The organism is Cupriavidus basilensis, from assembly GCF_029335485.1.
Classification (GTDB): domain Bacteria; phylum Pseudomonadota; class Gammaproteobacteria; order Burkholderiales; family Burkholderiaceae; genus Cupriavidus; species Cupriavidus basilensis_E.
The window spans coordinates 1-13,058 of sequence record NZ_JARJLM010000154.1 but is presented as its reverse complement, the minus strand read 5'-3'; the positions used below and the strand labels follow the sequence as shown (position 1 = coordinate 13,058).

11 protein-coding genes are annotated in these 13,058 nt (G+C 67.2%); 6 read left to right on the top strand and 5 right to left on the bottom strand.

Going from position 1 to position 13,058, the window contains the following annotated elements:
- Positions 1-141: 141 nt before the first annotated feature.
- The 5 genes from gatB to gatC all read right to left on the bottom strand — a co-directional run bounded on the left by gatB (position 142) and on the right by gatC (position 5,046).
- A complete protein-coding gene (gene gatB, locus P3W85_RS08785) occupies positions 142-1,602 on the bottom strand; it encodes an Asp-tRNA(Asn)/Glu-tRNA(Gln) amidotransferase subunit GatB (protein WP_276264483.1) in 1,461 nt (486 codons plus the stop codon).
- A gap of 123 nt (positions 1,603-1,725) precedes the next feature.
- On the bottom strand, positions 1,726-2,685 hold the full coding sequence (locus tag P3W85_RS08780) for a dienelactone hydrolase family protein (RefSeq protein WP_430869516.1): 960 nt from the start codon (positions 2,683-2,685) through the stop codon (positions 1,726-1,728).
- On the bottom strand, positions 2,682-3,149 hold the full coding sequence (locus P3W85_RS08775; RefSeq protein ID WP_276264481.1) for a hypothetical protein: 468 nt from the start codon (positions 3,147-3,149) through the stop codon (positions 2,682-2,684). The genes P3W85_RS08780 and P3W85_RS08775 overlap by 4 nt, the downstream gene beginning before the upstream one ends.
- A complete protein-coding gene (gatA, locus tag P3W85_RS08770; RefSeq protein ID WP_276264480.1) occupies positions 3,146-4,651 on the bottom strand; it encodes an Asp-tRNA(Asn)/Glu-tRNA(Gln) amidotransferase subunit GatA in 1,506 nt (501 codons plus the stop codon). The genes P3W85_RS08775 and gatA overlap by 4 nt, the downstream gene beginning before the upstream one ends.
- A gap of 95 nt (positions 4,652-4,746) precedes the next feature.
- Positions 4,747-5,046: an Asp-tRNA(Asn)/Glu-tRNA(Gln) amidotransferase subunit GatC gene (gene gatC, locus P3W85_RS08765; RefSeq protein WP_017226983.1), complete on the bottom strand. Its 300-nt coding sequence runs from the start codon at positions 5,044-5,046 to the stop codon at positions 4,747-4,749.
- Positions 5,047-5,686: 640 nt separating this feature from the next.
- Here gatC and P3W85_RS08760 point away from each other — a divergent pair.
- From P3W85_RS08760 to P3W85_RS08735, 6 genes are all read left to right on the top strand, one after another.
- Entirely contained in the window at positions 5,687-6,730 is a 1,044-nt protein-coding gene (locus P3W85_RS08760; RefSeq protein WP_011296266.1) for a rod shape-determining protein, read from the top strand.
- A 202-nt stretch (positions 6,731-6,932) separates the two neighbouring features.
- Positions 6,933-7,934, top strand: coding sequence for a rod shape-determining protein MreC (gene mreC, locus P3W85_RS08755; protein WP_276264479.1), 1,002 nt, complete (start codon positions 6,933-6,935; stop codon positions 7,932-7,934).
- Positions 7,931-8,443, top strand: a complete 513-nt coding sequence (mreD, locus tag P3W85_RS08750) for a rod shape-determining protein MreD (protein WP_017226986.1) — start codon at positions 7,931-7,933, stop codon at positions 8,441-8,443. The genes mreC and mreD overlap by 4 nt, the downstream gene beginning before the upstream one ends.
- A gap of 70 nt (positions 8,444-8,513) precedes the next feature.
- Entirely contained in the window at positions 8,514-10,814 is a 2,301-nt protein-coding gene (mrdA, locus tag P3W85_RS08745) for a penicillin-binding protein 2 (protein WP_276264478.1), read from the top strand.
- A gap of 12 nt (positions 10,815-10,826) precedes the next feature.
- Positions 10,827-11,969 (top strand): rod shape-determining protein RodA, encoded by a 1,143-nt coding sequence (gene rodA / locus P3W85_RS08740; RefSeq protein WP_017226060.1) that lies wholly within the window; start codon positions 10,827-10,829, stop codon positions 11,967-11,969.
- A gap of 129 nt (positions 11,970-12,098) precedes the next feature.
- Positions 12,099-12,875, top strand: coding sequence for a ParA family protein (locus P3W85_RS08735; RefSeq protein WP_017226059.1), 777 nt, complete (start codon positions 12,099-12,101; stop codon positions 12,873-12,875).
- Positions 12,876-13,058 lie beyond the last annotated feature (183 nt).

Below are 13,058 nucleotides of genomic sequence, written 5' to 3'. Positions count from 1 at the left end.
TTACTTTTCTTTACGAGTAAAGAAAAGTGACACCTACATGTGCCCGAGGGCCTGACACCATTCCGCCTTTAGGCCCTGCAAACCTAAATCAGGTCCCTACAAACGCAAGGCAAAAGCCAAGGACCCCAACGTCGCCACCCCCTACCCCTCCAACTTCTTCCTCAACAACTCATTAACCTGAGCCGGATTCCCCTTCCCCTTGGTCGCCTTCATGGCCTGCCCCACCAGCGCATTGAACGCCTTCTCCTTGCCGGCGCGGAATTCCTCCACCGACTTGGCATTGGCCGCCAGCACATCGTCGATGATCTTCTCCAGTTCGCCGGAGTCGGACATCTGCTTGAGCCCCTTCGCAGCAATGATGGCGTCGGCGTCGCCACCCTCTTCGCCCGCCCACATGGCCGGGAAGACATCCTTCTTGGCGGTATTGTTGGAAACCGTGCCATCGGCGATGCGCACCAGCAGCCTGGCGAGTTGCGCCGGCTTGACCGGGGCGGCTTCCAGCGCGATGCCTTCGCGGTTGAGCAGCGAGGACACGTCGCCCATCAGCCAGTTGGCGGCGGGCTTGGCGTTGGCCGCGCCGGCCTCGCCGACCACAGCCTCGAAATAGCCGGCGAGCGCCTTGGAGGCGGTCAGCACGCTGGCGTCATAGGCGGACAGGCCGTATTGCGACACCAGGCGCGCCTGCATGGCCGCCGGCAGTTCCGGCAATTCGGACTTCACGCGCTCGATCCAGGCCGAGTCGATCTCCAGCGGCAGCAGGTCGGGATCGGGGAAGTAGCGGTAGTCGTGCGCGTCTTCCTTGGTGCGCATGGCGCGCGTCTCGCCGGTGTCGGGATCGAACAGCACGGTGGCCTGCTGGATGGCGCGCCCGTCTTCGATCTCGGCAATCTGCCACTGGACTTCGTACTCGATGGCCTGCTGCAGGAAACGGAAGGAGTTCAGGTTCTTGATCTCGCGGCGCGTGCCGTAGGTGGGGCTGCCATAGGGGCGCACCGACACGTTGGCGTCGCAGCGGAAGCTGCCTTCCTGCATATTGCCGTCGCAGATGCCCAGCCACATCACCAGCGCGTGCAGGGCCTTGGCGTAGGCCACGGCTTCGGCGGCGCTGCGCATGTCGGGCTCGGTGACGATCTCCAGCAAAGGCGTGCCGGCGCGGTTCAGGTCGATGCCGGTCATGCCCGCGAAGTCTTCATGCAGCGACTTGCCGGCGTCTTCCTCGAGGTGGGCGCGCGTGAGCTGCACGGTTTTTTCGTAGGTCTCGCCCTTCTTGCCTTCGACCTGGATGCTGATGCTGCCGCCCTGCACCACCGGCAGCTCGTATTGGCTGATCTGGTAGCCCTTGGGCAGGTCGGGGTAGAAGTAATTCTTGCGGGCGAAGATGCTGCGCGGCGCGATGGTGGCGCCGATCGCCAGGCCGAACTGGATGGCGCACTCGACCGCGCCGCGGTTGAGCACCGGCAGCACGCCGGGCAGCGCCAGGTCGACCGGCGAGGCCTGCGTGTTGGGCGCCGCGCCGAAGGCGGTGGAGCTGCCGGAAAAAATCTTGGAGGCCGTCGACAACTGCGTGTGCGTCTCGAGGCCGATCACCACTTCCCATTGCATGGCGGTATTCCTGTTCGTGTGCTGTATGTGTTGCTACGTCTTTACTACGTGTTTGCTACATATTCGCCGGTATCGCGCCCTGCCCCGCGGCGTCATCCCGGCATCCGTATTCACTATATTCATTCAGGGATTCGGGCTGGCCAGCCACGAATCCAGTTGCGCCAGCGCCGCCTCGCGCGCGGCCGGGTCGCCGCCCTGGGTCACGCCCTGGCCGGGGCGCGTGCCGTTGGGCACATCGCGGCGCACCCGCAGCCTTTCGGTGCCGTCGAAGCCGTGATATGCGCCGGGGTAGATCTCCAGGCGGAAGCGCGCATCGGGCTGGCGCGCCGCGACCGCCTCGCGCAGCATGGCGCAGCGGGTGGCGGGAGTCCAGTCGTCGGCGCCGCCGGTCATCAGCAGCAAGGGCGTGCGCAGGCGGAATGCATGCCGCTGCACGGCGCTCTTGCAGCCCGGGTAAAACGCCACGGCGCGCTCGATCGCCGGTGCGCCCGCGGGCCACTCGCGGCTGGCGTCGACGGCGCTGAGCACCGCCTGCGCACCGTTGGACCAGCCCAGCAGCACGATATGGCCGGTGTCGATGCCGGGCTGCTGCGCCAGCCAGCGCAGTGCCTCCAGCACGTCGCCGCGCCGCGTGGCATCGTCGATATCGCGCCCATCGATGCGTTCGGTGCAGATGCCCTGCGGCTTGCCGCGCGGCCCGAAGCTGTCCGGCAGCAGCACCGCGTAACCGCGCGCGGAGAGCCATTGCACGTACTCGCGATAGCGCGGCTGCAGCGCCGCGGCATCTGCGCCGCCGCGCCGGTGAAGGCCGCCACAGCCATGCAGCGCGATGACCACTGGCAATGCCTGGGACTGCGCCACGGCACTCCGGGACGGCACGAACCAATAGGCGCTCAGCGCCGTGCCGTTGCCGGCGCCGGGAAACTGCACCATCTGCGCCACCGGCATGGCCTGCCCGCCGGCCGCCGGCGCGGATGCCTGCGCGAGCGCTGCATGGCTGGCCGCCAGCATGGCGCAAAGGCCCAGGCAGAAAGACCACAGATGGCGGGCGGCGCGGCGGGGCATGGCCATGGACGGGTTCATCGGGCCTGCGCGCAGCCGCCGGTGCCGGGCTCGAACATCACCGGCCAGGCCTCCTCGTAGATGCCGGGCGTGCAGCGCCGTTCGCAATTGGCGTGCGCCAGCGTGACCCGGCGCGGATCCTGCCAGACCATCAGCTTGCAGGCGCTGCCGTCGTTGGCCCGCAGTTCGATATGCGGCTTCTTCTGGATCTGCCGGAATTCCACCAGGTTGAAGCTGCAGGAACCGCGCTTGCCCACCCACAGCTTCCACGACAGCTGCTGCACCGTGTTGTCCGCCACGCGCAGCTGCGCGTCCTCGCGGAAGCCGTCTTCCTCGGTGCGGCGGCAGTCGCCGGCGAGATCGATGTTGCGGCTGGCGATCGGCGTGGGCCCGCCGCCGATGCGCGGCAGCGGGATGCAGGCCGCCAACGCGGCGGCCAGCCCGATGCCGAGCGCGAGCCGGACCAGCCAGCGCCGGGCGGTCATGGCTGCGCGGGCCGGCGCAGGTGCCAGTCCGTTGCCTGCTGGAAAGCGTGCGCCGTCTGCAGCAGCTCGGCTTCGCCGAAGTAGTTGCCGATCAGCTGCAGGCCGACCGGCATGCCGCCCTCGCCCAGCCCGCAGGGTACGCTCATGCCGGGCAGGCCGGCCAGGCTGGTCGACAGCGTGAAGATGTCAGCCAGGTACATCTGCACCGGATCGGCGCTCTTCTCGCCGAGCTTCCAGGCCACCGTGGGCGCCACCGGGCCCATGATCACGTCGCACTGGGCGAAGGCGCGCTGGAAATCCTCGGCGATGATGCGGCGGATCTTCTGCGCCTGCAGGTAGTAGGCGTCGTAATAGCCGTGCGACAGCACATAGGCGCCCACCAGGATACGGCGCTTGACCTCGGCGCCGAAGCCTTCGGCGCGGGACTTCTTGTACATGTCCATCAGGTCGCGGTACTCGGCGGCGCGATGGCCATAGCGCACGCCGTCGAAGCGCGACAGGTTGGACGAGGCCTCGGCCGGCGCGATCACGTAGTACACGGGGATCGACAGCTCGGTCTTGGGCAGCGACACCTCGACCAGCGTGGCGCCCAGCTTCTCGTACTCGGCGAGCGCGCCGCGCACGGCCTGTTCCACGTCCGCCGACAGACCCTTGCCGAAATACTCCGCCGGCAGGCCGATGCGCAGGCCGGCCAGCGGCTTGCCAGCGCTGGCGCCGGGGCGCGGCTTGCCCAGCAGGCGGGTGTAGTCCTCATCCACCCCGCCCTGGGCGGGCGCGAGGCTGGTCGAGTCGCGCTCGTCGAAGCCGGCCATGGCGCCGAGCAGCATCGCGCAGTCCTCGGCGGTATGCGCCATCGGGCCGCCCTGGTCCAGCGAGGAGGCAAAGGCGATCATGCCGTAGCGCGACACGCGGCCGTAGGTGGGCTTGATGCCGGTGATGCCGGAGAACGAGGCCGGCTGGCGGATCGAGCCGCCGGTATCGGTGCCGGTGGCGGCGGGCGCCAGGCCGGCGGCCACGGCGGCGGCCGAGCCGCCCGAGGAGCCCCCCGGCACGCGGCTGGTATCCCAGGGGTTCTTCACCGGGCCGAAATGCGAGTTCTCGTTGGACGAGCCCATCGCGAACTCATCCATATTGGTCTTGCCCAGCGTGACCATGCCGGCGGCGCCCAGGCGCTCGACCACGGACGCGTCGAACGGGCTCTCGTAGTCCGCCAGCATGCGCGAACCGGCGGTGGCGCGCCAGCCGCGCGTGACGAATACGTCCTTGTGGGCGATCGGCACGCCGGTCAGCAGGCCGGCTTCGCCGCGCGCGCGGCGCTCGTCGGCGGCGCGGGCCTGCGCCAGGGTCAGTTCGGGGTTGACGTCGACAAAGGCGTTGAGCGCGCTGGCCTGCTCGATGCGGGCCAGGTAGTCGCGCGCCAGTTCCTCGGCGGAAACGGTACGTGCCGCCAGCGCGTCGGCTAGCTGGCGCAGGGAGGTCACGGAAGATGCGGAAGAGGACATATCGGTCGGTTTGGCTTGGCAGGTAAGGGCTGCCGGCGCGCCCCGGGAGGCGGCGCGGCGCAGCCGCTGGTTCGATCGCCGTTGTGCGATGACCTTTATTCGATGACCTTGGGCACCAGGTAGAGGCCGCCTTCGGTGGCCGGCGCGGGACGCTGGTAGTCCTCGCGGCGGTTGGCCTCGGTGACGACGTCGTCGCGCAGCCGCTGCGACATCTCGCGCACCGCGGACAGCGGGTGGGCCAGCGGCACCATGCCGGCGGTATCGACCGCCTGCATCTGCTCGACCAGCGAGAAGAAATGATTGAGCTGCACAAGCGTCTGCCCGGCCTCGTCATCGTTGATTTCGATGCGGGCAAGGTGGGCGATGCGCTTGACGTCGGATAGGTCGAGAGCCATGGCTTGGGGTCGGTGCGAATGCGATGCGGGCGCGGCCGGGGCGGGCCGGGCGAGTGCTGCCGGGAGCGCCCGGGAATCGTCAAAGTTACAGGTTTTTTCGGGGAAGAAGCCCCCGAAACAGGGGGAATTATAAGGTATCATTGCGCGTTGCCATCCTTTGGCAGCGCCTTCGTCACATTACTGTAAAACCGCGTGAACCGGGGCTTTTTGAAGCACTTCCGGAACCCCCGCGGCAGCCTGGTGGCCCCCCAGCCATCGGCGCCGGCCTGGTCGCCCGACCGGCCAGGCAGCGGTACAGGGCCGGAGGCCACAAAGGATGCAGCCCAGGTTCCTTCGACTAGACCGCTCCCGCCGGCAAATTAATTGTAATTGCGGCGCCGTTCCACCGAACTTTTGCGCGTGGTCTAATCAAAGGTTCCCGTAGAGGCCGTTCCGCCACCGGGCGTGGCGGCCCTGGTTGGCGGCCCCGGCCCTGACGGCCCGCGGTGGATGACCACGCGGGCTGGCAACGGTGCCGGCGCCCGCCCCACCGGACGGCCGGGGCCTTGAATACTACCCGTCGCTATGAATATCGTGGCTGGCCCCGCAGCGGCGCCGGCCACTTCGCATACTCGCGAACCACCAGAAAACAGGATTCCTGATGTTCGGATTTCTCCGCAGCTACTTCTCCAACGATCTCGCGATCGACCTCGGCACCGCCAACACCCTGATCTATATGCGCGACAAGGGCATCGTCCTTGACGAACCGTCGGTGGTGGCGATCCGCCAGGAAGGCGGGCCCAATGCCAAGAAGACCATCCAGGCGGTCGGCAAGGAAGCCAAGCAGATGCTGGGCAAGGTGCCGGGCAACATCGAGGCCATCCGGCCGATGAAAGACGGCGTGATCGCCGACTTCACCGTCACCGAGCAGATGCTCAAGCAGTTCATCAAGATGGTGCACGACTCCAAGCTGCTGCGCCCCTCGCCGCGCATCATCATCTGCGTGCCCTGCGGCTCGACCCAGGTCGAGCGCCGCGCCATCCGCGAATCGGCGCTGGGCGCCGGCGCCAGCCAGGTCTACCTGATCGAGGAGCCGATGTCGGCCGCGATCGGCGCCGGCCTGCCGGTGTCGGAGCCGTCGGGCTCGATGGTGGTGGACATCGGCGGCGGCACCACCGAGGTGGGCATCATCTCGCTGGGCGGCATGGTCTACAAGGGTTCGGTGCGCGTGGGCGGCGACAAGTTCGACGAAGCCATCGTCAACTACATCCGCCGCAACTACGGCATGCTGATCGGCGAACAGACCGCCGAGGCCATCAAGAAGGAAATCGGCTCGGCCTTCCCCGGCTCCGAGGTCCGCGAGATGGAAGTCAAGGGCCGCAACCTGTCCGAGGGCATCCCGCGCGCCTTCACGGTATCGTCCAACGAAATCCTGGAAGCCCTGACCGATCCGCTCAACCAGATCGTCTCGGCGGTCAAGATCGCGCTGGAACAGACCCCGCCGGAGCTGGGCGCCGACATCGCCGAGCGCGGCATGATGCTGACCGGCGGCGGCGCGCTGCTGCGCGACCTCGATCGCCTGCTGGCCGAGGAAACCGGCCTGCCGGTGCTGGTGGCCGAAGACCCGCTGACCTGCGTGGTGCGCGGCTCCGGCATGGCGCTCGAGCGCATGGACAAGCTGGGCAGCATCTTCTCCTACGAATAACCAGCAAGCAGGGGAATCGCTCGTGGCACGACACGGCCTGCCGGAACACCTGGTCGGGGCCGAGCCTCGCCGCGCCTCCCTCCCGACCCGGCCCGACCCCGGGCACCATGCAGCGTCGCGGCACCCCGGCCACCAAGGCCGGCACGCCGGGGCGCCGTCGTGCCTCCGGGGCCGGGGGATCTTTCTGCCAGCGCACGGGTAAATGGATTACACTCCGCCGCCGCTCTTCAAGCAGGGCACTTCCGCCGTCGCGCGCCTCGTCTTCTATGTGACGATCGCGCTGCTGCTGCTCATCGTCGATGCGCGCTTTGACGCCCTGCGCGCGGTGCGCCAGGTTGCCGCCACCGTGCTGATGCCGGTCGAGCGCGTGGTGCTGGTGCCGCGCGACGCCATCCGGACCGCCTTCGACTACGCCCAGTCCTCCGCCGCACTGGCCAGCGAGAACCGCGAGCTGCGCCGCCGCGCGGTGATCGAGGCCGACGGTTCGGTGCACCAGTCCCAGCTCGAGGCCGAGAACAACCAGCTGCGCAAGCTGCTCGGCCTGGTGCAGCAGTCGGCCACGCCGGTGACGGCGGCCGAGATCCTGTATGACGCCCGCGACCCCTACAGCCAGCGCATCGTGATCGACCGCGGCAGCCAGCACGGCCTGCGCGCGGGCTACCCGGTGATCGACGAGCGCGGCGTGATCGGCCAGATCACGCGGGTCTCGCCGTTCCAGTCGGAAGTCACGCTGCTGACCGACAAGGAACAGGCCATCCCCGTGCAGGTGGTGCGCAACGGCCTGCGCAGCGTGGCCTTCGGCGGCGCCCGCGCCGGCCTGCTCGACCTGCGCTTCATGGCCGCCTCGGCAGATTTGCAACAGGGCGACCTGCTGGTGACCTCGGGCCTGGACGGCACCTACCCGCCCGGCCTGCCGGTGGCCAAGATCGTGCAGATCGAGCGCAAGGCCGATACCGCCTTCTCGCGCGTGTACTGCGAGCCGGTGGCCGGCGTGCGCTCGCACCGCCAGTTGCTGGTGATCCGCTATGAAGCCCAGCTGCCGCCGCGCGAAGCCATCGACGGACCGCGCGACGCCAAGGAAGGCAAGGCCGGCCGGGGAGACCGCCCGGGCGTCAGGGACGCCGACAGGCCGGCCGACAAGCCGGCAGCCAAGACGACTGCCAAGCCGGCCGAGAAGCCCGCGGCCAAGGAGCCCAAGCGTTGACCAATCCCCAATACCTGCTGCGCCCGGTCAACCCCGCGTTCATCGCGCTGAGTTTCGTGCTGGCCTTCCTGTTCAACCTGATGCCCTGGGGCACCACGCTGTGGATCCCCGACATGGTGGCGCTGGTGCTGGTGTTCTGGAACATCCACCAGCCACGCAAGGTCGGCATGGGGCTGGCGTTCGCGCTGGGCCTGCTGATGGACGTGCACGACGCGCGCCTGCTGGGCGAGCACGCCATGGCGTACTCGCTGCTGGCGTACTTCGCCATCACCATCCACCGCCGCGTGCTGTGGTTTACGGTCTATACGCAGGCGCTGCATGTGCTGCCGCTGCTGTTCGTCGCCCATGCGGTGCCGGTGCTGATCCGCCTGGCCATGGGCGCGCCGCTGCCCGGCTGGCAGCTGCTGCTGGCGCCGGGCATCGAAGCGCTGCTGTGGCCGCTGGCCACCGGGCTCTTGCTGGCGCCGCAGCGCCGCAGCGCCGACGTCGACGAAACCCGGCCGATCTAGCTTGAACTCCACCCGAGTCCCGCCGCTTGCCTCCGGTGCATGCGGCAAACCGCAAGGCTGACGCAGTACCATGACCGAAATCCGCAATGTCGAACAGGAGCTCGGCCGCTTCCGCATCCGCGTGGCGGCGGCAGCCCTGTTCGCCGTGATCTGCTTCGGCCTGCTGTTCACGCGCTTCCTCTGGCTGCAGTGGTACAAGCACGACCAGTACTCGGCCAAGGCCGAGGACAACCGCATCTCGGTGGCGCCGATCGAGCCCAACCGCGGCATCATCATGGACCGCAACGGGGTGGTGCTGGCGCGCAATTATTCGGCCTATACGCTGGAAATCACGCCGTCCAAGCTGTCCGACACACTCGACAACACCATCGAGGAACTGTCCAGGCTGATCGACATCCAGCCGCGCGACCGGCGCCGTTTCAAGCGGCTGATGGAAGAATCCCGCAGCTTCGAGAGCCTGCCGATCCGCAGCCAGCTCACCGACGAGGAAGTGGCGCGCTTCTCCGCGCAGCGTTTCCGCTTTCCCGGCGTGGACGTGCGCGCCCGGTTGTTCCGCCAGTACCCGATGGGCGAATCCGCCTCGCACGTGATCGGCTACCTGGGCCGCATCTCGCAGCGCGACCAGGAACGCATCGAAGCCATGGACGAGGCCAACGGCGCCGAAGGCGCCAAGTACGATCCGCGCAAGGACGCCGACAACTACAAGGGCTCCAACTACATCGGCAAGATCGGTATCGAGCAGAGCTACGAAACCGAGCTGCACGGGCTGACCGGCTTCGAGGAAGTGGAAGTGAGCGCGGGCGGACGCCCCATCCGCACGCTGTCCACCTCCCCCGCCACGCCCGGCAACAACCTGATCCTGTCGCTCGACATCCGCCTGCAGCAACTGGCCGAGGCGCTCTTCGGCAACCAGCGTGGCGCGCTGGTTGCGATCGAGCCGTCCACCGGCGACATCCTGGCCTTTGTCTCCAAGCCGACCTTCGACCCCAACCTGTTCGTCGAAGGCATCGACACCAATAGCTGGAACGAGCTCAACAACTCGCCCGACAAGCCGCTGCTCAACCGCCCGCTGCGCGGCACCTACCCGCCCGGCTCCACCTACAAGCCGTTCATGGCGCTGGCGGCGCTCACCACCGGCAAGCGCACCGCGGCCTGGGGCTTCCACGATCCGGGCTCGTTCACACTGGGCAACCACACCTTCCGCGACGACAAGCCCGGCGGCCACGGCTGGGTGGACATGTACGCCTCGATCGTGCAGTCCTGCGACACCTATTACTACATGCTGGCCCGCGACATGGGGGTCAACGCCATCCACGATTTCATGAAGCCGCTGGGCTTCGGCCAGATCACCGGCATCGACATCGAGGGCGAGAGCCGCGGCATCCTGCCGTCGACCGACTGGAAGCAGCGTGCCTACCGCAAGCCCGAGCAGCGGAAGTGGTATGACGGCGAAACCATTTCGCTGGGCATCGGCCAGGGCTACAACAGCTTCACCATCCTGCAGCTGGCCAACGCCGTGTCCATCCTGGTCAACAACGGCACCGCGATGAAGCCCCACCTGGTCAAGGCGGTGGAAGACTCCGTGACGCGCGACCGCGAGCTCACCGTGCCCAAGGAAAGCTACCGGCTGCCGTTGAAGCAGGCCGATATCGACGTGATCAAGCGCGCCATGGTCGGCGTGACGCACTCAGGCACCGCCGCCCGCGCCTTTGCCGGCGCCGCCTACGAGTCGGCCGGCAAGACCGGTACCGCCCAGACCTTCACCATGGGCAAGAACGAGAAATACAACCACCACGCGCTCGACGAACGCAAGCGCGACCACGCCCTCTATACCGCCTTTGCCCCGGCCGACAACCCGAAGATCGCGCTGGCGATGATCGTGGAGAACGCCGGCTTCGGCGGCGCCGTGGCGGCGCCGATCGCGCGCAAGGTGATGGACTACTACCTGCTCGGCAAGTGGCCGGCCGAACTGGAAAGCATCGCCCCGCCCGCGGCGGAGCGCGCCGGCGGCAAGCCGCCGGTGGATACGCCCAGCGTATTCACCACCGGCCATACCGCCAGCATTGCCAGCGCCACCGTGATGGGGGCCAGCGAAGCCGCCGCCACCAGTTCGGGCGCCAGCGTGCCGGCGGCGCGGCCGGCAAGCGCCTCGGGCGCCGCCGCCGTGGCGCCGGTGATCGACCCCGCTGCCATCCCCCCCGCCTCGGCGGTGCAGACGCTGGAAGACCGCATGTCGCAGGCCCTCGGCCATAGCCGGCCGGCGCCGGCGTCCGCCCCGGCCGCACCGGCCGTGGTGGGCCCCGCCAGTTCCAAACCCCGCGCCAAGCCGGCAACCGCGCCCGGCGCGGCCGGCGGCAACGCTTCACGCTGAAGGAGACGCGCCATGGATAGACGCCGCGTCCTATCGTTCGTCAAGACGGCGCTCACCGGCTTCGACAAGCCGCTTGCACTGATCGTCTTCCTGCTGTTCGCCACCGGCATCGTGGCGCTCTACTCCGCCGCCATCGACATGCCCGGCCGGGTCGAGGACCAGTTGCGCAACATCCTGCTGTCCTACGCTGTGATGTGGGTGATCGCTTACCTGCCCACCCAGACGCTGATGCGGGTGGCGGTGCCGCTCTACACGGTGGGGGTGGCCTTGCTGATCGCGGTGGCGATGTTCGGCCTGATCCGCAAGGGCGCGCGCCGCTGGCTCTATGTCGGCATGGTCATCCAGCCCTCCGAGATCATGAAGATCGCCATGCCGCTGATGCTGGCCTGGTATTTCCAGAAGCGGGAGGGTTCCGTCAGGTGGTACGACTTCGTGGTGGCACTGCTGCTGCTGCTCGTGCCCGTCGGCCTGATCGCCAAGCAGCCCGACCTCGGCACCGGCCTGCTGGTGATGGCCGCCGGCCTGTATGTGATCTACTTCGCCGGCCTGTCGTGGAAAATCATCCTGCCGCTGCTCGCCATCGTGGTGGTCGCCATCACCGCGCTGGTGAGCTTCGAGCACGATATGTGCGCGCCCGGCGTGAGCTGGCCGATCCTGCACGACTACCAGCAACACCGCATCTGCACCCTGCTGGATCCCACCACCGACCCGCTCGGCAAGGGCTTCCATACCATCCAGTCGATCATCGCCATCGGCTCGGGCGGCGTGTTCGGCAAGGGCTGGCTGAAGGGCACGCAGACGCACCTGGAGTTCATTCCCGAGAAGCACACCGACTTCATCTTCGCCGTGTTCTCGGAAGAGTTCGGCCTGATCGGCAACGCCGTGCTGCTGGTGTTCTACCTGCTGCTGATCTTCCGGGGGCTATATATCGCGGCCAACGCGCCGACGCTGTTCTCCCGGCTGCTGGCGGGGTCGATCACACTGATCTTCTTCACCTACGCCTTCGTCAACATGGGCATGGTCAGCGGCATCCTGCCGGTGGTCGGGGTGCCGCTGCCGCTGATGAGCTACGGGGGCACGGCGCTGGTGACGCTGGGGATGGGGATCGGCATCCTGATGAGCATTTCCCGGCAGAAGCGGCTGATACAGACCTGACGGTCCCGGGTTACTGAACCGGCCACGCGGATTGGAAGATTCAATGCCATATCGCGCGTGGATGACGCCGCCCTAAGGTATGCTCTTGCCTCTGGTACTACGTTCAAACGTTCATATCCAGGGGCACAAATGCGGCGCGTCGTATTCAATCAGAAGGGCGGTGTCGGGAAGTCGACCATCGTATGCAATCTGGCAGCGATCAGCGCCAGCGAGGGCATGCGCACCCTGGTCATCGACCTGGATGCGCAAGGCAACTCCAGCCAGTACCTGCTTGGCCAGCTGGCAGCGGCAGCCAGCCCGACCGTGGCGGACTTCTTCGAGACCGCGCTGACATACAGCTTCAAGCCGGTGGAAATCGCTTCGTTCATCCACCAGACGCCGTTCGAAAACCTCGACGTGATGCCCGCCCATCCCGAACTCGACGCGCTGCATGGCAAGCTTGAATCCCGCTACAAGATCTACAAGCTGCGCGACGCGCTGAACGAGCTGGAAGACACCTACGACGCGATCTACATCGACACCCCGCCCGCGCTCAACTTCTACACCCGCTCCGCGCTGATCGCAGTCGAACGCTGCCTGATTCCGTTCGACTGCGACGACTTCTCCCGCCGTGCGCTCTACACGCTGCTCGACAACGTGAAAGAGATCCAGCACGACCACAACGCCGAACTGGCGGTGGAAGGGATTGTGATCAACCAGTTCCAGCCCCGCGCCAGCCTGCCGCTGCAACTGGTCGAGGAACTGGTGAGCGAAGGCTTGCCGGTACTGAACTCGCGGCTGTCGTCATCCGTCAAGATCCGGGAATCGCATCAGTATGCGACGCCGATGATCCACCTGGATCCGAGGCACAAGCTGGCGCAGGAGTATGTGGCGTTGTATCGGGAGTTAGTGGGTAGTGCGGATTGATTTGCCCCGCTGCGCGGGGCTGGGCTTATGGGATGGGTGGATGTGCGTTCGTTCGTTCGTTCGTTCGTTCGTTCGTTAAAGGGCTAACGTTATTGGCGTTGGCGTTAAAGCTGGGGTTTTTAGGGACCTGATTTAGGTTTGCAGGGCCTAAAGGCGGAGTGGTGTCAGGCCCTCGGGCACATG